Genomic DNA, 20,301 nt, shown 5'->3' with positions numbered 1-20,301 from the left:
CGCCGCCGACGCGTGGCACCGCCGGCCTCGTCATGTTCGGCTGCGACGGCGACGAGGCCGCGCTGGCGCAGATCGGGCGGGACCACCCGGTGTGGCTGGTGACCCGGGAGGCGGTGACCGCGGCACCCGGCGACCGGACCGGCCCGCCGCGGCCCGGCGCCGGCCCGGTCCGTGTCCGCGGCGGCCGGCTCGACCTGCCGGCGGCGCCCGACGCGCGGGTCTGGGCCAGGACCGCGGCCGTGCTCACGGCGCCCGAGCCACCGGCCGAGGACCTCGCCGTGCGGGCCGCCGGCCTGTACGCGCAGCGGATGCGGCCCACGGCGGACACCACCGACGCCGCGCACCCGTGGCGGCCCGCCGGTCACGTGCTCGTCACCGGCGGCACCACCGGCCTCGGCCGGCAGATCGCGTCGTGGCTGGCGCGCACCGGGGTGCGGCTCACGGTGACCGGCCCGCCCGACCCGGCGTTCACCAGCGGGCTCGGAGCGGCACACGTGGACGCCCTGCCCGCGGACGGCGGCTTCGACGCGGTGTTCCACACGGTGCCGGGCGCCGACGGGATGGCCAAGGCGCTGCGGCTGCACGCCGCCGACCCGCCGGTGCTGGTGCTCTGCGCGACCCTCGACGGCGCGGTCACCCATGCCGACGGTGGCACGCACGCCTGCTACGACGCCCTCGCCCGGCACCGTACCGCCGGCGGCCGGCCCACCACGTGCGTGGCGTGGGGACCGTGGGGGTCCGGCGGCGAGCTGCCCGGCTGCGGCCGGTGGACCCGGGGCACGCGCTCGCGCTCGTCGCGGAGGCCGTCGGCCGGGGTGAGCCGAGCATCGCGATCGCCGACGCCGACTGGCCGGACGTCCCCGGCGCCGCCGTGTCGCCGCTGGTGCGGGAGCTGGCGGCCACGGTCGTCAACCCCTGGCGGCCGACGCCGGCACCGCACCCGGCGGTGCGGCGCGGCTGCGGGAGCGGCTCGCCGGGCTGGACGGGCCGGGCCGCGACGAGGTGCTGCTGGATCTGGTCACGTCCCTGGCCGCGACGGTGCTCGGGCACGCCTCGGCGGAGGCCGTCGACCCGGACGGCGCGTTCCTGGACCTGGGGTTCTCGTCGTTCACCGCCCTGGAGCTGCGCAACCACCTGTGCGCCGCGACGGGGCTGACGCTGCCGCCGGTGCTCATCTTCGAGGTCGCCAGCCCGGCCGCGCTGGTCGGCCGCCTGCGCGCCGCGTTCGCCGAAGAGGAGGCGGCCTGACGGCGGCCGCCGCGGCTTCAGAAACAGCCAAGGCGGCTGCCGCACCATGACCGCATGTCCAAGCTTCACGTCCAGGAGTGGACCCGTCCCGGCGCGACCCGGACCGCGGTCCTGCTGCACATGCTCACCCAGTCGTCCAACACGTGGTGGCGGGTCGGCCCGGAGCTCGCCGAGCGCGGCTACCGGGTCCTCGCCCCCGACCTGCCCGGCCACGGGCACAGCCCGCGCGCGGCCACGTACTCGATCGACGCGATGGTCGAGGCGCTCGTCGCGTCGGTCCCGGCCGGCCCCGACCTGGTCGTCGCGCACTCGTTCGGCGCGATCGTGCTGGCCCGCTGCGTCGAGGTGATCGCGCCGGCGCGGGTCGTCTACGCCGAGCCGGCCTGGGTACCGGTCGGCGACCGGTCCCGGTTCGAGTTCTACCAGTCGCAGAAGCGCTGGACGATCGACGACGTGCGGGCCGAGTCGCCGAAGTGGCCGGCCGAGGCGCACGCGGCGAAGCTCGAGTCGCTGCGGCTGTGGGACGCCGAGACGCTGCAGGCGATCGACGGCTTCCCCGGCCTGGAGCCCGCCGCGCCGCGGGTGCCGTCGCTGATCGTCACCGCCGACCCGTCCCGGATCATCCCCGCCGAACGGGTCGAGCGGCTCCGCGCGCAGGGCTACACGGTGCGCGTCCAGGCGGACTCGGCGCACGTGCTGCACAACGAGGACTTCGACGGGTTCATGAAGTCGCTCGCCGACTGGGTCTGATCCGCTCACCGCCGGGCGCGCCCGGGGCCTGGGGCGCCGGGCGCAGCCCGGTGAAGATGATCTGCAGGGTGCGGGCCTGCAGCGTGGCGTCCCACCCGGCGTGCTCGGCGGCCAGGCACGCGCCGGCCAGCAGCGCCATCAGCTCCGGGATCTCCACCTCTGGGCGGACCGTGCCGGCCTCGCGGGCCCGGTGCAGCAGCCCTTCGATCGCGTGCCGCAGCTCCAGGCCGACCTTGCGGACCGGCTCGTCGTCGACGCCCGCCTCGGACAGCGCGGCGACGTAGGTGCGCTTCACCCGCGACTGCTCGACCATGAGGGTGAAAAAGCCGAACAGGGCCTCGCCGGGCTCCGGCGCCGCGGCCAGCTCCTCGGCGTCCGCGACCAGCCGGGCGAGCCGGTTGACGTGGACGGCCTGCAGCAGCGCCTCCTTCGTCGGGAAGTTGCGGTACAGCGTGCCGATCCCGACGCCCGCCGTCGCGGCGATCTCCTCCATGGACGCGGCCACGCCCGTGGTGCCGAACACCTGCTCCGCCGCCTCCAGCACCCGGACGCGGTTGGCGCGGGCGTCGGCGCGCAGGCGGGTGGCGGGCGGTGCGGCGGGTCCGCGGTGCGGGGGGTCGACTTCGCGGTCACGTCGAGTCACCGACATCTCCGTTCTTCGTTGACAAGCGGAACCGAGATTCCATATCCTCATCCGGAATTCGGATTCCGATTGTAGCCCGGCCGACCACAGAAAGGTGAGTTGTCGCCATGAGCAGCCCAACCTCCGAGGCACGACCGGCGGCAGCCGCCGCCGAAGCGCCCGCGATCCCACGGCGGCACGTCATGATCGTGCTCGGCGGCCTGATGTTCTGCCTGTTCCTGAGCACGCTGGACCAGACCATCGTCGCCACCGCGCTGTACCAGATCCTGACCGACATCGGCGGCGACCAGGGCCTGTCGCAGGCGTCCTGGCTGATCACCGCGTACCTGATCACGTCGACCGCGACCACGCCGCTGTACGGCAAGATCTCCGACCTCTACGGGCGCAAGGCGGTCTACCTGGCCGCGATCGCGATCTTCATGATCGGCTCGGCGCTGTGCGGGATCGCCACGTCGCTGCCCATGCTCATCGCCTTCCGCGCGGTGCAGGGCATCGGCGGCGGCGGCCTGGTCTCCCTCGCCTTCGTGGTGCTCGCCGAGCTGTTCTCGCCGCGCGAGCGCGGCAAGTTCATGGGATACATCTACGGCGTCTTCGCCGCCGGCACCGCGGCCGGCCCGCTGATCGGCGGCCTCTTCGCCGACCAGGACACGATCCTGGGCGCGCCCGGCTGGCGCTGGATCTTCTACGCGAACATCCCGTTCGGGCTCATCGCCATCGCCATCATCACGATCTTCCTGAAGCTGCCGGTGGTCCGCCGCCCGCACAAGATCGACTTCCTCGGCGCGTTCCTGGTGGTCGCCGGCGTCACCGCCATCATCATGGCGACCGCCCTGGGCGGCAACGAGTTCGCGTGGTCGTCGCCGACCATCATCGGCCTCGGTGCGGCCGGCGTGGTGCTCGTGGTCCTCTTCGCCGTGTGGGAGCGCAAGGCGAGCGAACCCATCCAGTCGATGGCGCTGTGGCGCAACTCCATCTTCACGGTGACCACCCTGATCGCCTTCATCATGGGCGTGGCCAGCACGGGCATCCTGTCCTTCGTCGCGCTGTTCCTGCAGATCGCCAACGGCGACTCCCCGACCGAGGCCGGCATCTCGCTGCTGCCGCTCATGCTCGGCCTGCTCTTCACCTCGATCATCACCGGCAACCTGATCACGAAGACCGGGCGCTACAAGATCTTCCCGGTCATCGGCATGCTCATCTCGTGCGGCGGCCTGGTCCTGCTGTCCCGGCTCGACGAGCACACCAGCGTCGTCGTGCGCGACCTCTACATGGCCGTCATCGGCATCGGCATGGGCCTGGTCATGCAGGTCCTCACCGTCGCCGTGCAGAACTCGGTGGAGCGCAAGGACATGGGCGCGGCCAGCGCCGCCAACCCGTTCTTCCGCGCCATGGGCGGCGCGCTCGGCACCGCCGCGTTCGGCTCGATCCTGGCGGCCCGGGTCACGCACCACGTGACCGACGGCCTGAACGGCCGGCAGCTGCCCGGCGGTGTGTCGCTGACGTCGCTGCCGTCGCCGACCGAGGTCCGGGCCTGGCCCGCGGACATCCAGACGATCTTCACCGACGCGTTCGTCAAGGCGATGTCGGAGCTGTCGCTCATCGCGGCCGGCTTCGTCGCCGCCGGTTTCGTGCTGGTGCTGTTCCTCAAGGAGCTGCCGCTCAAGGGCGCCGCCCCGGCGAAGGCCGCGGCACCCGCCCAGGCCGGACCCGCCTCCCCCACCGCCAACTCGACCGCGCCGGCCGCTCAGGCGCCGGCGAAGTAGACCCGAGGAGACAGCATGGACCGCGAGGACAAGACGATCCTGGTCTACGGCGCCACCGGCAACCAGGGCGGCGCGACCGCCCGCCGGCTGCTCGCCGACGGCTGGCGGGTGCGGGCACTGACCCGCAGCGCCGCCAGCGAGGCGGCGGCCGCCCTGGCCGCCGCCGGGGCCGAGATCGTGACCGGCGACATGGACGACCGCGCGTCACTGAAGGCCGCGACCGCGGGCGTGCACGGCGTCTTCAGCGTCCAGCCGACGCTGGGCTCGGTCGGCACGTCGCCCGACTTCACCGTCGGTGACGAGACCCGGTGGGGCTGCAACGTCGCCGACGCCGCGGCCGACGCCGGCGTCACCCACTTCATCTACACCTCGCTGGGCGGCGCGGAGCGCAACACCGGCGTGGCCAACATCGAGAGCAAGTGGGAGATCGAGCAGCACATCGCGAAGCTCGGCCTGCCGGCCACCGTGCTGCGCCCCGTGTCGTTCATGGAGATGTGCGCGAGCCCGTTCTTCCTGCGCAACGGCGCGCTGACCCTGGCGATCGAGCCCGACGTGCCGTGGCAGCTGCTGGCCGTGCACGACGTCGGCGTCTTCGCCGGCCTGGCGTTCGCCGAGCCGGAGGTCTACCTCGGCCTGGACCTGGAGCTGGCCGGCGACAGCCTCACGCCGCCGCAGCTCGCAGCGGCGATGCAGCGGGCGACCGGGCGGCCCGTGCCCTACGTCCAGCTGCCGATCGCGGCGATCCGGCAGTTCAGCGAGGACGCCGCGAAGTGCTTCGAGTGGCTCAACGCCGAGGGCTACCAGGCCGACATCCCCGCGCTGCGGGCCATCTACCCCGATCTGCTCGGCTTCGACGCCTGGCTCGCGGGTGGCGGCACCAAACGGATCGAGGCGGCCCTCACCGACTGAGGCCGTCACCACCGGCGGCCGGGTCGTCTCCCCCCGTGGCGACCCGGCCGCCGCCTTTTGCAGCTTTAGGCCGTGTTAAGCGCGGCCCTAGGGGCGTCGCGGAAGCTCAGCGCACAGGACTCCGAGCCGTTAGGGACCACGACATGTCCACTTCAGACACACATCGCGCGGTGTTCCCGCCGCCCCGCACGGACCCGATGCTGCCGCCGCCGGCCTACGAGGAGCTGCGCAAGGGCTGCCCCGTGCGGGTCGACTACCCGTACGGCCAGGAGGCCTGGCTGCTGACCCGCTACGACGACGTGCGCTCGACCCTCGCAGACCCACGCATCAGCTCCGACTCCAACAACCCCGACCTGCCGCGCCTGCACCCGTTCCCGCCCGGGCCGAGCAACGTCTCCTTCGCCCACATGGACGACCCCGACCACAGCCGGCTGCGCCGGGCGCTGACGTCGGAGTTCACCTACCGCCGGACGCAGACGATGCGCCCCGGGATCGAACGGGCGGTCAACGGGCTGCTCGACCGGATGGAGCAGCTGTCGCCGCCGGTCGACCTGTTCACCACCTACGCGCTGCCGGTGCCGTCGCTCATCATGTGCGAGCTGCTCGGGGTGCCGCCGGAGGGGCAGCAGTTCTTCCACGAGCGCACCCAGATCGTGGCGGGCACGGCGCCGCAGGACCAGGTGAAGGTCGCCTACGCCGAGCTGTACACCTACATGGACGAGCTGGTCACGGCGAAGGAGAAGGACCCGCAGGACGACCTGCTCAGCCGGGTCGCGCAGAAGTACGTGCCGGACCAGATCAGCCACGACGAGTTCGTCGGCATGGCCCGGATCCTGCTCATCGCCGGCCACGAGACGACCGCCAGCATGATCGCGCTGAGCGTGGTGACCCTGCTGCAGCACCCCGAGCAGCTCGCCGCGCTGCGCGCCGACCCGCAGCTGATGGGCGGTGCCGTCGACGAGCTCCTGCGGTACTACTCCATCAACATCAGCGGCATCGTGCGGGCCGCGACCGAGGACATCGACGTCGGCGGCCACCACATCGCCAAGGGCGACGGCATCACGTTCTCGCTACTGGCCGCCGACCACGACGAGCGGCAGTTCCCCGACCCGGAGCGCTTCGACATCCGCCGCCCCAACGCCGCCTCGCACCTGGCGTTCGGCCACGGCGTGCACCAGTGCCTCGGCAAGTCGATGGCGAAGCTCGAGCTGGAGATCGCGCTGAGCGCCCTGCTGACCCGCTTCCCCGGCCTGAAGCTCGCCGCCGAGGTCGCCGACCTGCCGTTCCGGGCCGACGACCGGTTCATCTACGGCATCGACGCGCTCCCGGTCACCTGGTGACACCCCACATCCCCGACGAAGGAAGGCACACGGCATGACCCTGCAGGACAAGCGAGTGCTCATCATCGGCGGCACCTCGGGCATCGGCTTCGCGGTCGCCGAGGCCGCCGCCGCCGAGGGCGCCGCGGTCGTCGTCGTCTCCAGCAACAAGGAGCGCGTCGACGCCGCCGTGGAGAAGCTGCCGGCGGGCACCACCGGCGGCGTGCTGGACGCCTCCGACGAGGACGCGGTCCGGGAATTCTTCGACGGCGCCGGCGCGCTCGACCACATCGTGTTCACCGCCGGCGACCCGTTGCAGAGCAAGCGGTTCGACACCACCAACGTCGCCGAGGCGCGGCAGTTCTTCGAGGTGCGCTTCTGGGGTGCCTACGCCGCGGCCCGCTACGGCGCGGGCAGCCTGCGGCCGGGCGGCTCGATCGTGCTGACCTCCGGCGGTCAGGGCGAGCGGCCCCGCAAGGGCTGGCCGGCCGCGGCGGCCGAGGCCGCCGCGGTGGAGGCGCTCGGCCGGGCCCTGGCGCTGCAGCTGGCGCCGGTACGGGTCAACGTCGTGCGGCCCGGGCCGATCTGGACCGAGATCTGGCAGAGCTTCCCGGAGCCGGAGCAGATGTTCGCCAAGCTCGGCGCCGGCCTGCCGGTCGGCCGTGGCGGCACCCCCGCCGAGGCGGCGAACGCCTACCTGTACCTGCTGCGGCAGGAGTTCGCGACCGCCTCGGTGGTGGCCGTCGACGGCGGGGCCAACCTCACCTGAACCGCCGCCTCACACGGTGAAGCCGTTACCCGCTGCGGGTAACGGCTTCAACGTGTGGCGGGTGGGTCAGGCCGGGATCGGCAGCGGGTCACCGAACCAGGTCTGCAGCGCCGCGAGGAGCCCCTCGGTGTCGGTGCCGGCCGCGTCGGCCCAGGCGACGTAGCCGTCGGGGCGCACCAGCACCAGCGCGGCGTCGATCGCGACCGACGGGAACGCGCTGTAGACGTCGACCCGGTCGGCCCAGCCGTCCGCGGCCGGCAGGTCGGCGACCCCGCCGGACAGGTCGATGAGCACGCCCCGGGCGGTGCTGAGCGCCTCCGGCACGGACACCTTCGACGTGGAGTCCAGCGCCGTGAGGTCCGCGTGCGGCATCCGCATCCCCTGCAGCGGGTGCGTGGCGTGGCCCGGGTACTCGACCGGGTACCGGATGCCGACCGCGGAGAGCATCTCGAAGAAGTACTGGCTGACGTCCTCCAGCGCGACGAGCCCGCCGAGCAGCCGCCGCAGCGGCTCGACCCGCTCCAGCGGGTGCAGCAGCGCCATCTGCGCCTTGGTGTTGTCGCAGACCTGCCGGCCGACCGGGTGCCGCTCCGCGTGGTAGGTGTCCAGCAGCTCCGGCGGGGCCCAGCCGTGGATCGTCGCGGCGAGCTTCCAGCCGAGGTTGACCGCGTCCTGCACGCCTGTGCTGAGGCCCTGCCCGCCGAAGGGCATGTGCACGTGCGCCGCGTCCCCGACGAGGAACACCCGCCCGCGCCGGTAGCTCTCCGCGAGCAGCGTCGAGCCGGAGAAACGCGACAGCAGGTTGTCCTCGCCGAACGCGACCTCGACCCCGGCGACCCGCCGGGCGCCCTCGGCGACCTCCGCCGCGGTCACCGGCACGTCGCCGTCCGGCGCCTGCGCCCCGAACTCCAGGACCGTGACGCGGTACCGGCCATCCGGCGCGGGGAACAGCGCAAACATGCCACGCGGGTGCAGCTCGGGGCCGATCGGCCGGGCCGGCGGGTCGAGCACCTGGATGTCGCCGGTGAGGCCGCTGAACGGCATCGACGGGCCGCCGCCGGCGAACGGGATGCCGGCCAGCTTGCGCACGACGCTGCTGCCGCCGTCGCAGCCGAGCAGGTAGTCGCCGGTCAGCTCGTACCGGCCGGTGGGGCCTTCGACCTCGACCCGGACCGCGTCGCCGAGGTCGGACAGTCCGACGAGGGTGTGCCCGCGGCGCAGGTCGGCGCCGAGCTCCCGGGCCCGCGCGTCGAGGCGCAGCTCGATGTCGCGCTGCGGCACCCGCAACGCGACGAGGTCCGGGTCGATGATGCCCTTCATCTCGATGAGGCCGAAGTTGTAGGTGCGGGCGGGTCCGTAGCCGGCGAAGAAGTCCATGCCGCGCTGGCGGAAGACCTCGACGGTGCGCATCTGCAGGATGCCGGACCGCGACCACAGCGGCGGCTCGTCGAGCCGTTCGAACACGACCACGTCGACGCCGGCGAGCCGCAGCTCGCAGGCCGCCATCAGGCCGCTCGGCCCGCCGCCCGCGATCAGGACAGTGCCGTTCATCAGGACCACCTCCGGGGGTTGGTTGCGCCGTCGCCTTCGGGTGCGCCGAGCCAGGCCGCCAGCGCGTCCCACAGCCCGCCCGGGTCGCCGCCGGCCGGGACGAGGGCCGCGACGTAGCCGTCGGGGCGCAGCAGGACCGCGGCGCCGCCGAGCCGCTCGTCGGGTTCGACGCCGACCACGTCGAGACGGTCCGCCCAGCCCTTGGCGGCGGTCAGGTCCAGGCCGCCGGCGGACGCGTCCAGCAGCACCGCGCGGCCGCCGCGCAGCAGCTCGCCCGGGGTGGCGACGCCACCGGCGGCGGTGAGCGGCAGGTCGGTGATCCGGTCCCCGAGCCCCGGCGGGGTGTCCTTCGTGGACATCTCCAGCAGGTACCGGTTGACCGCCTCGGACCGCAGCAGCCCGGCGAAGATGCCGCGCAGCTCCGCGATCGTGTGCACCGGGTGCAGCAGCGACATCTGGGCACGGGCGTGCACGCAGATCCGCTCGCCGAACGGGCGGCGCTCGGCCTCGTACGTGTCGAGCAGGCCGGGTGGCGCCCAGCCGTGGACCGCCGCGGCGAGCTTCCAGCCGAGGTTGACAGCGTCCTGGATGCCGGCGTTGAGGCCCTGGGTGCCGGACACGAACAGCACGTGCGCGGCGTCGCCGGCGACGAACACCCGGCCGTTGCGGTAGGCGCCGGCCAGGCGGGTGTGGTTGCCGAACCGGCTCACCCAGCCGGGGTCGCCGATCGTGACCGCGGTGCCGGTGATGCGTTCGATGCTGGCGCGCAGCTCGTCCGCGGTGACCGGCACCGACGGGTCCGGGCACTGCACGCCGAACTCGACGGTCATCAGCCGCACCAGGCCCGGCCGCAGCGGGATCGCCGAGGACATGCCGGCCGGGAACACGCCCGACTCGAACGGCGCGTCGGCGCCGGGCGCCAGCTCGACGTCGCCCATGACGCCGTAGTACGGCATGCCCTCCTCCGGGAAGGCGATGCCGGCCAGGTCCCGCACGGCGCTGCGCTCACCGTCGCAGCCGACCGCGTAGGCGCACCGCAGCGTCTCCTCGGCGCCGTCGGCGGCGCGGACGGTGACCGAGACGCCGAGGTCGTCCTGGCCGACGCCGACGACCGTGCGGCCGCGCAGGATCGTGACGCCGAGCCCTTCGGCGTGCTCGGCGAGCAGCCGTTCGGTGCGCCACTGCGGGAAGACGTAGGTGTGGTCCTGCTCGCCGACGGCGGCCAGGTCCAGCCACAGCAGGGCGAAGGGCGTGCGCGGCCAGGCCGGTGCGGTGCCGGGCGGGATCCGCTCGGCGAGCCCGCGCTGGCGGAACGCCTCCAGGGTCCGGCCGTGGATCGCCATGCCCTGGGATACCCCGGGCGGTTCGGTGCGCGGCTCGACCACGATCGTGCGGACGCCGGCGAGCGCGAGCTCGCACGCGAGCATCAGCCCGGTGGGCCCGGCGCCGGCGACCACAACGGTTCGACTCACGATGTCCCTCCATCGGTTCGGAATTGACGGCTCAGGCAGGCCACGGCCAGCTGCGGCCCGGCCGCCCGCCAGGCGCGGGGCAGGACCGGCAGCCGGGCGGCGACCGGCGGGCCTGCGGCACCGGCCCGGCCGGACCGGATCAGGTGCGCACCCAGCCGGTGCCGGGCCGCCACGAACGTGGTCCGCCCGCTGTCCGGGCAGGCCGGCAGCCGCGGCGGTTCGGTGAAGTGTTCGAGCACGCCGAAGTCCCACGCCACGCCGGACGGCGCGAGCAGCGCCGCGACCGAGGCGAACACGTGGGACTGCCCGTCCTGCAGCGGGGGCGGGGCGACGGCGATGCTCACCGCGCCCAGGGCCGCGAGCATGTTGATGCGGACCCGGTACACCACGAGCAGCGGCAGCGCGTCAGGGCGCCGCAGCAGGGGCAACGCGCCCTGGACGGCGCTGAGGCTGCACAGGCGGTCGTCGACGACGGCGACGACCGCCCGGAGGCGTTGCGACACGGAGTTCGCCACGTCGGCTCAGGGGTACGTGAGCTCGAGGCTGCGCAGGCCCCGGGCCGGTGAGTAGTGCCGCACCGGGGTCGTGCCCGCGGCGATCGAGTACCGCGGGATCCGCGCGTGCCACTCCTCGACCGCGACCTTCATCACCCGGCGGGCGACGAACATGCCCAGGCACCGGTGCGGGCCGACGGCGAAGGCGAGGTGGCGGCTGGTCGGGCGGTCGAAGTCGACCCGGTCCGGGTCCTCGAAGACGTTCGGGTCGAGCCCGGCCATGCCCCAGGACAGCAGGACCCGGTCGCCCTTGCGCATGGTGACGCCGTGCCGTTCGACGTCCTGCGTCACCAGGCGGCCGGTCGACACGACCGGCTCGTGGCGCAACAGCTCCTCGATCATCTGCGGGATGCGATCGGGCTGCCGCGTGATCATGTCCTGGGCCTCGGGGTGCCGGGCCAGGTACTGGAAGATGAGGCCGAGCGCCGCGGTCGTGGTGTCCAGCGCGGCGAGCATCGTCACGAACGCCGCGTTGACCATCTCGTCCTGGGTGAGCGGCCGGCCGTCGTAGCTGGTGTTCAGCAGCCGGCTGAGCACGTCGATGCGGCCCTCGGTGCCCTCGGCGCGGCGCCGGTCGATCGCGTCGGAGAAGAACTGCCACAGCGGCTTGTTCGCCTCGCGGATGTCCTCGTCGTTGCGGGCCTTGGGCAGCGCCTCGCGCCGCAGCCAGTTCTTGTGGTCCTGCAGCGACTGCAGATACTCCCGCCCGATCCCGAAGTTGATCAGGAACGCCTCGGCGGGCAGCTTGACCGCGACGTCCTCGATGAAGTCGCAACGGCCCTTCTCCACCAGCGGCTCGATCGTGTCGATGGTGGCCTGCCGCAGCTGCGGCGTGATCTGGTTGACCACGCCGGGGTTGAACAGGTCCGACAGCGCCTGACGCCACTTGCGGTGCTCGTCGCCGTCGAGCTGCACCGGGATCTGCTTGGCCGGGAAGATCTCCCGGTGCGGGATGCCGACCTGCGCGTTGGAGAAGATCTCCGGGTTGCGCGCGGCCCACTCCACGTCCTCGTACCGGGTGAGGATCCAGTAGCCGCCGAACTCCTCGGAGCGCACGATCGGCGCGTGCTCGCGCATCTCGTCGAACACCGGGATCGGGTCGTCCTGCAGCCACGGCTGGTAGATGCTGTACTGCCGGATCCGTTCCTCGAGGGTCTGCGGGCCGTGGAACGGGCACTTGTCCGTGGCCGTCGCTTCCTTCATGGTGGTCTCCTTCCTCGTCGGCGGGCCCGGGCGGCGAGCCTGGGCGGCGGGCCGGGGCGGTGGGCCGGGTGCCCGTGCGGCCAGGCTCCTGAAGGCCACTAAGCCGCCGCTTGCCGCCGGCTAAAGCGACCGGCCCCGCTTTAGCCCGCGTTGAGGACGGGCTTTAGACGGCACCTCCACAGTCGGCCTCAACCGCTGCGACGAGGGAGTGCCATGAAGGTGAGCGTCGACCCGGACGGGTGCATGGGCCACGGCATGTGCCAGGCGATGGCGCCGGAGGTGTACGAGATCAGCCAGTCCTCGGGCATGAACGAGATGGGGGTCTTCGACCTCGATCCGGCCCGCCGGGACATGGCGTTGCGCGGCGCGCTGGCCTGCCCCGAGCGGGCGATCCTCGTCGAAGACGCGGACTGAGGCATGGAACTGGCTGAACTGGACGCCCACCGGGGCGTGGCCCGCACCGCGGCCGGCGAGGTGTCCTATGTGGACGTCGGCAGCGGCCCGCCGGCGGTGTTCCTGCACGGGCTGGGCACCAACGCGTACCTGTGGCGGCACGTCATCGGCGCCCTCGCAGGCGAGCGGCGGTGCGTGGCGGTCGACCTGCCGGTGCACGGCCGCAGCCGGGCCGCGGCCGGGCAGGACCTGTCGCTCAACGGGCTCGCCGACGCCGTCCGCGGCACCCTGGACGCGCTCGGGCTGGACCGGGTCGACCTGGTCGGCAACGACACCGGCGGCGCGCTCGCGCAGATGCTGGCGGCGCGCACGCCGCAGCTGCTGCGCACGCTCACGCTGACCAACTGCGAGACCGACGGCAACATCCCGAACCCGTCGTTCCGCGGCACGATCGGCTGGGCCGCCGAGGGCACCCTCGCGCCACGGCTGGTCGGCATGTACGAGCGGCTGGAGCAGACCGCGCCGCAGCAGCGGCCGCTCGCCGGTGGCCACGAACGGCCGCAGGACCTGCCGATCGCGGTGCACCGGGCGTACCTCGAGCCGATCGCCGGGCGGCTGGACACGGCGCGGGATTTCGAACGGATGCTCGTCGCGATCGACCCGGAGCACCTGCGTGCCGCCGTGCCGGGCCTGCGCGAGCTGACCGTGCCGACACTGGTCGTGTGGGGCAACGCCGACCCGCACTACGGAATGGACTGGGCGTACTGGCTGCGCGACACGATCCCCGGCGTCACCGAGGTCGTCGAGCTCGACGGCGCGAAGCTGTTCCTGCCGGACGAGCGCGCCGGCAACCTCGTCGCCTGCCTGCGCCGGCACTGGGCGGCAGCCGGCGAGCCGACCGGCGACCCGGCCGGCGACCCGGCCGGCGACCTGGCCGGCCGGTCATGACCGCCGACGGGGTCGCCGGGGTCCGGGAGCTCGACCGGGTCGTCATCCGCTTCGCCGGCGACTCCGGCGACGGGATGCAGCTGACCGGCGACCTGTTCACCGCCGACGCGGCGCGGCTGGGCAACGACGTGTCGACGCTGCCGAACTTCCCCGCCGAGATCCGCGCGCCCGCCGGCACGCTGCCCGGCGTGTCCAGCTTCCAGCTGCACTTCGCCGCGCACGACATCGCCACCGCCGGCGACGCGCCGGACGTGCTCGTGGCGATGAACCCGGCCGCGCTGCGGGCGAACACCGCCGACCTGCCGCCGGGCGCGGTCATCATCGTCAACACCGACGAGTTCACGCCGCGCAACCTGCGCCGCGCCGGGTACGCCATCGACCCGCTCGGCGACGGCTCCCTCGACGCGTTCGCCGTGCACGCCGTGCCGCTGACCGGCCTCACCACCGGTGCGCTCGCCGGTCTCGCGCCGGCCCGCGCGGTCGCCGAACGGGCCCGCAACATGTTCGCGTTCGGGCTGCTGTCGTGGATGTACGCGCGGCCGCACGACGCCGCCGTCGAGGCGCTGCGCCGGCGGTTCCGGCGCCGCCCGGAGCTGGCCGAGGTCAACGTCACCGCGTTCGAGGCCGGCTGGAGCTTCGGCGAGACCACCGAGGCGTTCGCGGTGCGTTGCAGCGTGCGGGCCGCGGCGCTGCCGCCGGGCACCTACCGCACCGTCACGGGCAACACGGCCCTGGCGCTGGGCCTGGCCGCCGCCGGGGTCGCCGCCGAGCTGCCGGTGCTGCTCGGCGCGTACCCGATCACTCCGGCCTCCGACATCCTGCACCAGCTCGCCGGGTTCGCCGACCTGGGCGTGACCGTGCTGCAGGCCGAGGACGAGATCGCGGCGGCGTGCGCGGCGCTCGGCGCGTCCTACGGCGGGGCGCTCGGCGTCACCGCCACGTCGGGGCCGGGGCTGGCGCTCAAGAGCGAGACGATCTCCCTGGCCGTGGCCCTCGAACTGCCGCTGGTGGTCGTCGACGTGCAGCGGGCCGGGCCGTCCACCGGGCTGCCCACGAAGACGGAACAGGCCGACCTGGCGATCGCGCTGTCGGGGCGGCACGGTGAGGCGCCGGTCGCGGTCGTCGCGGCGCGCTCCCCCGCCGACTGCTTCGACACGGCGGTGGAGGCGGCTCGCATCGCGCTGGCGTACCGCACACCGGTGCTGCTGCTGTCCGACGGGTACCTGGCCAACGGCGCCGAGCCGTGGCTGGTGCCCGACGTGGAGGACCTGCCGGACCTGCGCGTCACGTTCGCGACCGAACCGAACGGGCCGGACGGCCGGTACCTGCCCTACGCGCGGGACCCGCTGACCCTCGCGCGGGCCTGGGCGGTGCCGGGCACGCCCGGGCTGGAGCACCGGGTCGGCGGCCTGGAGAAGGCCGACGGCACCGGCGAGATCTCCTACGACCCGGCGAACCACGACCTGATGGTGCGCACCCGGGCGGCCCGGATCGAGGGCATCGCGGTGCCGGACGTGGCCGTGGAGCACGACCCGCTCGGCGACGCGGGCGTGCTCGTGCTGGGCTGGGGCTCCACCTACGGCCCGATCCGCACCGCCGTCCTCGCGCTGCGGCAGCGGGGGCTGCCGGTCGCGCAGGCGCATCTGCGGCACCTCTCGCCGCTGCCCGGCAACCTGGAGGCCGTGCTGCGCCGATACCGGCGGGTGCTGGTGCCGGAGATGAACCTCGGCCAGCTGGCGCACCTGGTGCGCGGCCGGTTCGCGATCGACGTCCTGCAGTACAACCAGGTGCGCGGGCTGCCGTTCACCGCCGGTGAGCTCGAGGTCGTGCTGGAGGAGGTGATCCGTGATGCCTGAAGCGCTGCCCCTGCGCCCGGCCGACTTCCGCTCGGACCAGCAGGTGCGCTGGTGCCCGGGCTGCGGCGACTACGCCATCCTGGCCGCGGTGCAGTCGCTGCTGCCGGAGCTCGGCGTCCCCCGCGAGCGGACCGTGTTCGTGTCCGGCATCGGCTGCTCCTCGCGGTTCCCGTACTACCTCGACACCTACGGCATGCACTCGATCCACGGGCGGGCACCGGCCATCGCCACCGGGCTGGCGCTCACCCGGCCCGACCTGTCGGTGTGGGTCGTGACCGGCGACGGCGACGCGCTGTCGATCGGCGGCAACCACCTCGTCCACGCGCTGCGGCGCAACGTCGACATCACCGTCCTGCTGTTCAACAACCGGATCTACGGGCTGACCAAGGGCCAGTTCTCGCCGACGTCGGAGACCGGCAAGGTGACCCGGTCCTCGCCGTCCGGCTCGCCGGGCGCGCCGTTCGACCCGGTCTCCCTCGCGCTGGGCGCCGAGGCGACGTTCGTCGCCCGCAGCATCGACGCCGACCGGGAGCACCTGCGCGCGGTGCTGCGGGCCGCGGCCACCCACCGCGGCGCGGCGCTGGTCGAGATCTACCAGAACTGCAACATCTTCAACGACGGCACGTTCGACCACCTCAAGCAGCCGGGGATCCGCGACGAGCATCTCATCCGGCTGGAGCACGGCGCGCCGGTGACCTTCGGGGCCGGCGGCGCACGGTGCCTGACGCGCACCGCCGACGGCGACCTGGCGGTCGAGCCGACGGCCGGCGCGGACCCGGCCGCGATCGTCCGGCACGACGTGCACCGGGTCAACCCGGCGTACGCGTTCGCCCTGTCCCGGCTCCCCCACGACGGCGGGCCGACGCCGATCGGGGTGTTCCGCGCCGTGTCGCGCACCCCGTTCAACGATGCGTACCCACCGCCGGCACCGCCGCCGCTTCCGGCCGGCGGGACCGTCTCGCCGGGCGGGACGGACCCCGCCGCACGGCGGGACCGGCTCGCCGCCCGGCTCGGCGCCGGGGAGCGCTGGACGATCGGATAAACCCCCGATACCCCATTTCCCCCGTTTCCGTGATGTCGGCGGATTTCCGCCGCCGGCCTCTCACGCCCCGGGTAGCGTCCTACGGGCGTCGCCGCCGGCGCGGCGTTGCCCGCCGGAAGCGTGCGGGCACAACGGGGGAAATCGGGGGTGACCGGCGATGGGCACACAGCTGCAGGAATCGTCGAAAAGCGTCGTGGCGCGGTACTTCGAAATGTGGAACAGCGGCGACACGTCCGCGGCCACGGAGATCCTCAGCCGCGACTGGGTGGATCACGCGCACCCGGAGGTCACCGGCCCCGACGGGGTGCGCCAGGCCGTGCTGCGGACCCGCGCGGCCCGCCCCGACCTGCGCTTCCACGTGGAGTCGATGCTGACCGACGGCGATCAGGTGGTCGTGGTCGGCGGTGTGGGCGAGGGCTCCGCGGCGGCCGCCGCCGCGGAGCCCGCCAGCCGGTTCGTCTGGCGGGTCCGGGTCGAGGACGGCCGCATGACCCAACTGTGGACATATCGAATGACCTCCGCATGACGCCATTCACAACGTGGCAACGCGACGTTTGTCAATCCCTTTAGGGGTTGCGTTCTGGGGTAGGACCGGACTCCATTCCTCATTAGGCTGGATATGTCTTTCAGCCCGGGAGAACGGAGCCTGACACGTGACAACTGTCAATGGTGAAGACGACCTGTACGACGCCTTTCTCGAAGGCGGACCGCGCTCGATCGAGGAGTCGGCGCGGTTCTGCCGGACGCCGGTGGACACCACGAAGATCAAACTTCCGCACCGGAACGGCTACGAGCACTTCGAACTCGTCAGGGAGCCCGCGCCGGAGGCCGGGCCGGCGCTGTTCCGCTGGACCGGGCGCACCAAAATCGCGGAATGACCAGGCATGTTCCGCCGCGAGCGGCAGATGGATTTAACACATTGGCAACAGTCGACCCCTTGGCCCTAACTCGACCGCCCCCACCGCTCGCCGCCGACGGACTAGGATCGAACCGGCAACGATGCCATCCGACGACACAAAGAATCGGCGGTAGCACCTCCCTGCATTGATCTTCATCGCGACGACCACGGGGGGCTCGGCGGATGACCTTGGCCGAACGGGAAGCAGAGCTCGCGACGCTGACCCGTCTACTCGACGACGCCCACAAGGGCAGGGGCGCACTGGTCGTCGTCCGCGGCCCGGCCGGCAGCGGCCGCACCGCCCTGCTGCACGCGTTCGCCGGCGTCGCCACCGGCGCCGGCGTTCGCTACCTGCACGCGGTCGCCTCGCGGGCGGAGCGGGCGCTGCCGCTGGGCGTGGTGGAGCAGCTGTTCCGCAGCGCCCAGCCGGACGCCGAGACGGCCGCGCGGGTCGCGGCGCTCATCGACGAGATCGTGCTCAGCTGCGTGCTGCACGCACCGGACGCGGACGACACCGCACTGACCACCGTCCCGGCCTTCCTGCGGCTCTGCGGCGAGCTGCTCGACCTGGCCCGCGACCAGCCCCTCGCGATCGGCGTCGACGACGTCCACCACGCCGACCCCGTGTCCCTGCAATGCCTGCTGGCGGTCATCCGCCGCGCGGACACCGCCCCGGTCCTGGTCGTGCTCGCCGACCGGGAGCGGCGGCAGGCCCGGCCGCTGTTCGCCGGCGAGCTGCTGCGCCAGCCGCACAGCCACCAGATCCGGCTGCGCCTGCTGTCCCCCGAGGGCGTCGCCACGGTGCTCGCCGACCGGCTCGGCGGCGTGCCGGGCCGGCTGGCCGGGGCGTGCTGGCAGGCCAGCGGCGGCAACCCCCTGCTCGTCAACGCCCTCGCGCAGGACCAGCCGACCCGCGCCGACGCGTCCGGCGACCAGCTGGTCGTCGGGGACGCATTCGCCGAGGCGGTGATGAGCTGCCTGTACCGCTGCGAATCGACGCTGCTGCGGGCGGCCCGCGGGCTCGCGGTGCTCGGCGATCCCGGCATCCTGGACCGGCTGCTGGACGTGACCCCCGACGTCGTCACGCACGCGCTCGGCGCGCTGGAGACGACCGGCCTGCTGGACGGCGGCCGGTTCCGCGCGCCGGCCGCGCGGATGGCCGTGCTGGACGCGATGACACCCGGCGAGCGCACCGCCCTGCACCGCCGCGCCGCGCAGCTGCTGCACGAGGCCGGCGCCCCCGCCGAGGCCGTCGCCCCGCACCTGGCCGACGGCGACGAGGGCGCCGACGGCAGCGCGGAGCAGGCCGAGCGCTGGCGCGCCGACGTGCTGCGGGAGGCCGGCAAGGCGGCCGCCGCGGCCGGCAACCTCGCCGACGCGCTGCGCTACCTGCGGCTCGGCGAGCGGGCCTGCGTCGATGACCGGCAGCGGTGGGCGGTGCGGACCCAGCTCGTCTCGGCCGAGTGGCGCATCGACCCGGCCGTCGCCGCCCGCCGGCTGCCCGAGCTGGTGTCCGCCATGCGCGGCGGGTGGCTCAGCGGCGGCGAGCTGGCGGTGCTCGCCCAGCACCTGCTGTGGAAGGGCATGGAGGCCGACGCCGACGAGGTGATGCGGTGCATCGCCTCGTCCGCCGGCGACGGCGAGGCCGAGAGCGTCCGGGCCCTCGCGGCCACGCAGCCGTGGCTGCGCTTCATGTACCCCGACCTGTCCGAGCGGCTGCGCCACGACGGCGTCCTGCCGCCACCCGGCGACCCGGCCACCGCCGACGCGGGCCGGCGGCTCACCGTGGTCACCTCCGTGCCCGGGCCACCCCGGCCGATCCCCGAGCAGGTGACGCGCGCGGAGCGCCTGTTACACGGGCAGTACGCCGAGGACCTGATCATGGGCGCCAACGCGATGGCCGTGTCGGAGCTGATCTACACCGACGACCTCGGCGCCGCCGCGTCCCGCTGCGACCGCCTGCGCCGCACCGTGGCCGGCCGCCCCTGGCAGGCGCTGTTCACGGTGATGCGGGCGTCGGTGAGCGGCCGGCAGGGCGACCTGCGCGCCGCCGAGGAGCTGGCCCGCTCCGGCCTGCAGTTCATGCCGCCCGGCGGCTGGGGCGTGCTGATCGGTGTGCCGATCGCGGTGCTGGTGCTGGTGATGTGCGGCATGGGCCGGTTCGAGGAGGCCGCCGCGCTGCTCAACTTCGCGGTGCCCGAGGCGCTGTTCGACACCCCGTTCGGCCTGCACTACCTGCAGGCGCGTGGCCGCTTCCACCTCGTCACCGGCCAGCCCGACGAGGCACTCATCGACTTCCTGCTCTGCGGCGACCTGATGCAACGCTGGCGCATCGACCTGCCGTCGATGATCCCGTGGCGCACGGACGCGGCCGCGGCGTACATCCGGCTGGGGCAGTGGCATTCCGCGCGCCAGCTCACCGAGGCACAGCTCGGGCTACTCGCCGCCGGCCTGCCCCGCACCCGCGGCATCTCCTTGCGGATCCTCGCCGCCACCGTCGACCGGCCGTCGGAGCGCTCACCGCTGCTGCAGCAGAGCATCCAGCTGCTGCACACCGCCGGCGACCAGCTCGAGCTGGCGCACGCCTACGCCGATCTGAGCCGCAGCTACCAGGAGGCGGGGCAGCAGACCCAGGCGCACATGATGGCCCGCAGGGCGCGGCGGCTGGTGTACGAGTGCGGCGCGGCCGCGCTGCCGTTACAGAACCTTCCCGGCACGGAGCAGCGGCAGGCACCGGATCCGGACGCCCCACCGGCGATGCTGCCGGGCCAGGACGGCATCGCCCGGCTCAGCGAGGCCGAGCAGCGGGTGGCCGGGCTGGCCGCGATGGGGCACACCAACCGGCAGATCGCCGGCAAGCTCTTCGTCACGGTCAGCACCGTGGAGCAGCACCTGACCCGGGTGTACCGGAAGCTGAAGATCAGCCGCCGGGCGGACCTGCTGCAGAAGCTGCCGCCCGGCGGCGTCGACGTCGCCTGAAGCG

The 20,301-nt window shown here is 73.6% G+C and carries 17 protein-coding genes; 12 read left to right on the top strand and 5 right to left on the bottom strand.

The features are described 5' to 3' along the window. Nucleotides 1–1,302 precede the first annotated feature (1,302 nt). Nucleotides 1,303–1,998 carry an alpha/beta fold hydrolase gene (locus OHA72_RS26225; RefSeq protein WP_327010444.1) on the top strand — a complete coding sequence of 232 codons (696 nt, stop codon included), beginning with the start codon at nucleotides 1,303–1,305 and terminating at the stop codon, nucleotides 1,996–1,998. Here the strand turns inward: OHA72_RS26225 and OHA72_RS26220 are convergent. Next, complete coding sequence (locus OHA72_RS26220; protein WP_327010443.1) at nucleotides 1,970–2,641, bottom strand: TetR/AcrR family transcriptional regulator; 672 nt, start codon at nucleotides 2,639–2,641, stop codon at nucleotides 1,970–1,972. The two genes, OHA72_RS26225 and OHA72_RS26220, sit on opposite strands and share 29 nt — an antisense overlap. Nucleotides 2,642–2,748: 107 nt before the next feature. On the opposite strand from OHA72_RS26220, the gene OHA72_RS26215 reads away from it, so the two are divergent. The 4 genes from OHA72_RS26215 to OHA72_RS26200 all read left to right on the top strand — a co-directional run bounded on the left by OHA72_RS26215 (nucleotide 2,749) and on the right by OHA72_RS26200 (nucleotide 7,401). Beyond that, nucleotides 2,749–4,404, top strand: a complete 1,656-nt coding sequence (locus OHA72_RS26215) for an MDR family MFS transporter (RefSeq protein ID WP_327010442.1) — start codon at nucleotides 2,749–2,751, stop codon at nucleotides 4,402–4,404. A 15-nt stretch (nucleotides 4,405–4,419) separates the two neighbouring features. Beyond that, on the top strand, nucleotides 4,420–5,313 hold the full coding sequence (locus tag OHA72_RS26210; RefSeq protein WP_327010441.1) for an NmrA/HSCARG family protein: 894 nt from the start codon (nucleotides 4,420–4,422) through the stop codon (nucleotides 5,311–5,313). Nucleotides 5,314–5,456: 143 nt separating this feature from the next. Continuing rightward, the gene (locus OHA72_RS26205; protein ID WP_327010440.1) at nucleotides 5,457–6,653 is read left to right on the top strand and encodes a cytochrome P450; all 1,197 of its coding nucleotides are present in this window, start codon (nucleotides 5,457–5,459) and stop codon (nucleotides 6,651–6,653) included. Nucleotides 6,654–6,687: 34 nt separating this feature from the next. Continuing rightward, a complete protein-coding gene (locus OHA72_RS26200) occupies nucleotides 6,688–7,401 on the top strand; it encodes an SDR family oxidoreductase (RefSeq protein WP_327010439.1) in 714 nt (237 codons plus the stop codon). A gap of 66 nt (nucleotides 7,402–7,467) precedes the next feature. On the opposite strand, the gene OHA72_RS26195 is transcribed toward OHA72_RS26200, so the two are convergent. The 4 genes from OHA72_RS26195 to OHA72_RS26180 are packed head-to-tail and all read right to left on the bottom strand — an operon-like array spanning nucleotide 7,468 to nucleotide 12,181. Beyond that, nucleotides 7,468–8,952, bottom strand: coding sequence for an FAD-dependent monooxygenase (locus OHA72_RS26195; protein WP_327010438.1), 1,485 nt, complete (start codon nucleotides 8,950–8,952; stop codon nucleotides 7,468–7,470). Further along, nucleotides 8,952–10,424, bottom strand: coding sequence for an FAD-dependent monooxygenase (locus tag OHA72_RS26190; RefSeq protein WP_327010437.1), 1,473 nt, complete (start codon nucleotides 10,422–10,424; stop codon nucleotides 8,952–8,954). The genes OHA72_RS26195 and OHA72_RS26190 overlap by 1 nt, the downstream gene beginning before the upstream one ends. Further along, complete coding sequence (locus tag OHA72_RS26185) at nucleotides 10,421–10,927, bottom strand: hypothetical protein (RefSeq protein ID WP_327010436.1); 507 nt, start codon at nucleotides 10,925–10,927, stop codon at nucleotides 10,421–10,423. Before OHA72_RS26185 ends, OHA72_RS26190 begins: the two co-directional genes overlap by 4 nt. Before the next feature lie 18 nt (nucleotides 10,928–10,945). Beyond that, entirely contained in the window at nucleotides 10,946–12,181 is a 1,236-nt protein-coding gene (locus tag OHA72_RS26180) for a cytochrome P450 (protein WP_327010435.1), read from the bottom strand. Between the two features lie 213 nt (nucleotides 12,182–12,394). Between OHA72_RS26180 and OHA72_RS26175 the strand changes: the two genes are divergently transcribed. The 7 genes from OHA72_RS26175 to OHA72_RS26145 all read left to right on the top strand — a co-directional run bounded on the left by OHA72_RS26175 (nucleotide 12,395) and on the right by OHA72_RS26145 (nucleotide 20,297). Further along, a complete protein-coding gene (locus OHA72_RS26175; protein ID WP_327010434.1) occupies nucleotides 12,395–12,595 on the top strand; it encodes a ferredoxin in 201 nt (66 codons plus the stop codon). A gap of 3 nt (nucleotides 12,596–12,598) precedes the next feature. Continuing rightward, complete coding sequence (locus OHA72_RS26170) at nucleotides 12,599–13,522, top strand: alpha/beta fold hydrolase (protein WP_327010433.1); 924 nt, start codon at nucleotides 12,599–12,601, stop codon at nucleotides 13,520–13,522. Then, nucleotides 13,519–15,378 carry a 2-oxoacid:acceptor oxidoreductase subunit alpha gene (locus OHA72_RS26165; protein ID WP_327010432.1) on the top strand — a complete coding sequence of 620 codons (1,860 nt, stop codon included), beginning with the start codon at nucleotides 13,519–13,521 and terminating at the stop codon, nucleotides 15,376–15,378. The genes OHA72_RS26170 and OHA72_RS26165 overlap by 4 nt, the downstream gene beginning before the upstream one ends. After that, complete coding sequence (locus OHA72_RS26160) at nucleotides 15,371–16,420, top strand: 2-oxoacid:ferredoxin oxidoreductase subunit beta (RefSeq protein WP_327010431.1); 1,050 nt, start codon at nucleotides 15,371–15,373, stop codon at nucleotides 16,418–16,420. The genes OHA72_RS26165 and OHA72_RS26160 overlap by 8 nt, the downstream gene beginning before the upstream one ends. A gap of 157 nt (nucleotides 16,421–16,577) precedes the next feature. Then, nucleotides 16,578–16,946 carry a nuclear transport factor 2 family protein gene (locus OHA72_RS26155; RefSeq protein ID WP_327010430.1) on the top strand — a complete coding sequence of 123 codons (369 nt, stop codon included), beginning with the start codon at nucleotides 16,578–16,580 and terminating at the stop codon, nucleotides 16,944–16,946. Nucleotides 16,947–17,073: 127 nt separating this feature from the next. Next, entirely contained in the window at nucleotides 17,074–17,298 is a 225-nt protein-coding gene (locus OHA72_RS26150) for a DUF5988 family protein (protein ID WP_327010429.1), read from the top strand. A gap of 203 nt (nucleotides 17,299–17,501) precedes the next feature. After that, nucleotides 17,502–20,297 carry a helix-turn-helix transcriptional regulator gene (locus tag OHA72_RS26145; RefSeq protein WP_327010428.1) on the top strand — a complete coding sequence of 932 codons (2,796 nt, stop codon included), beginning with the start codon at nucleotides 17,502–17,504 and terminating at the stop codon, nucleotides 20,295–20,297. Nucleotides 20,298–20,301 lie beyond the last annotated feature (4 nt).

Source organism: Dactylosporangium sp. NBC_01737 (genome assembly GCF_035963215.1).
GTDB lineage: Bacteria > Actinomycetota > Actinomycetes > Mycobacteriales > Micromonosporaceae > Dactylosporangium.
This window is presented reverse-complemented; position numbering and strand designations above follow the sequence as displayed.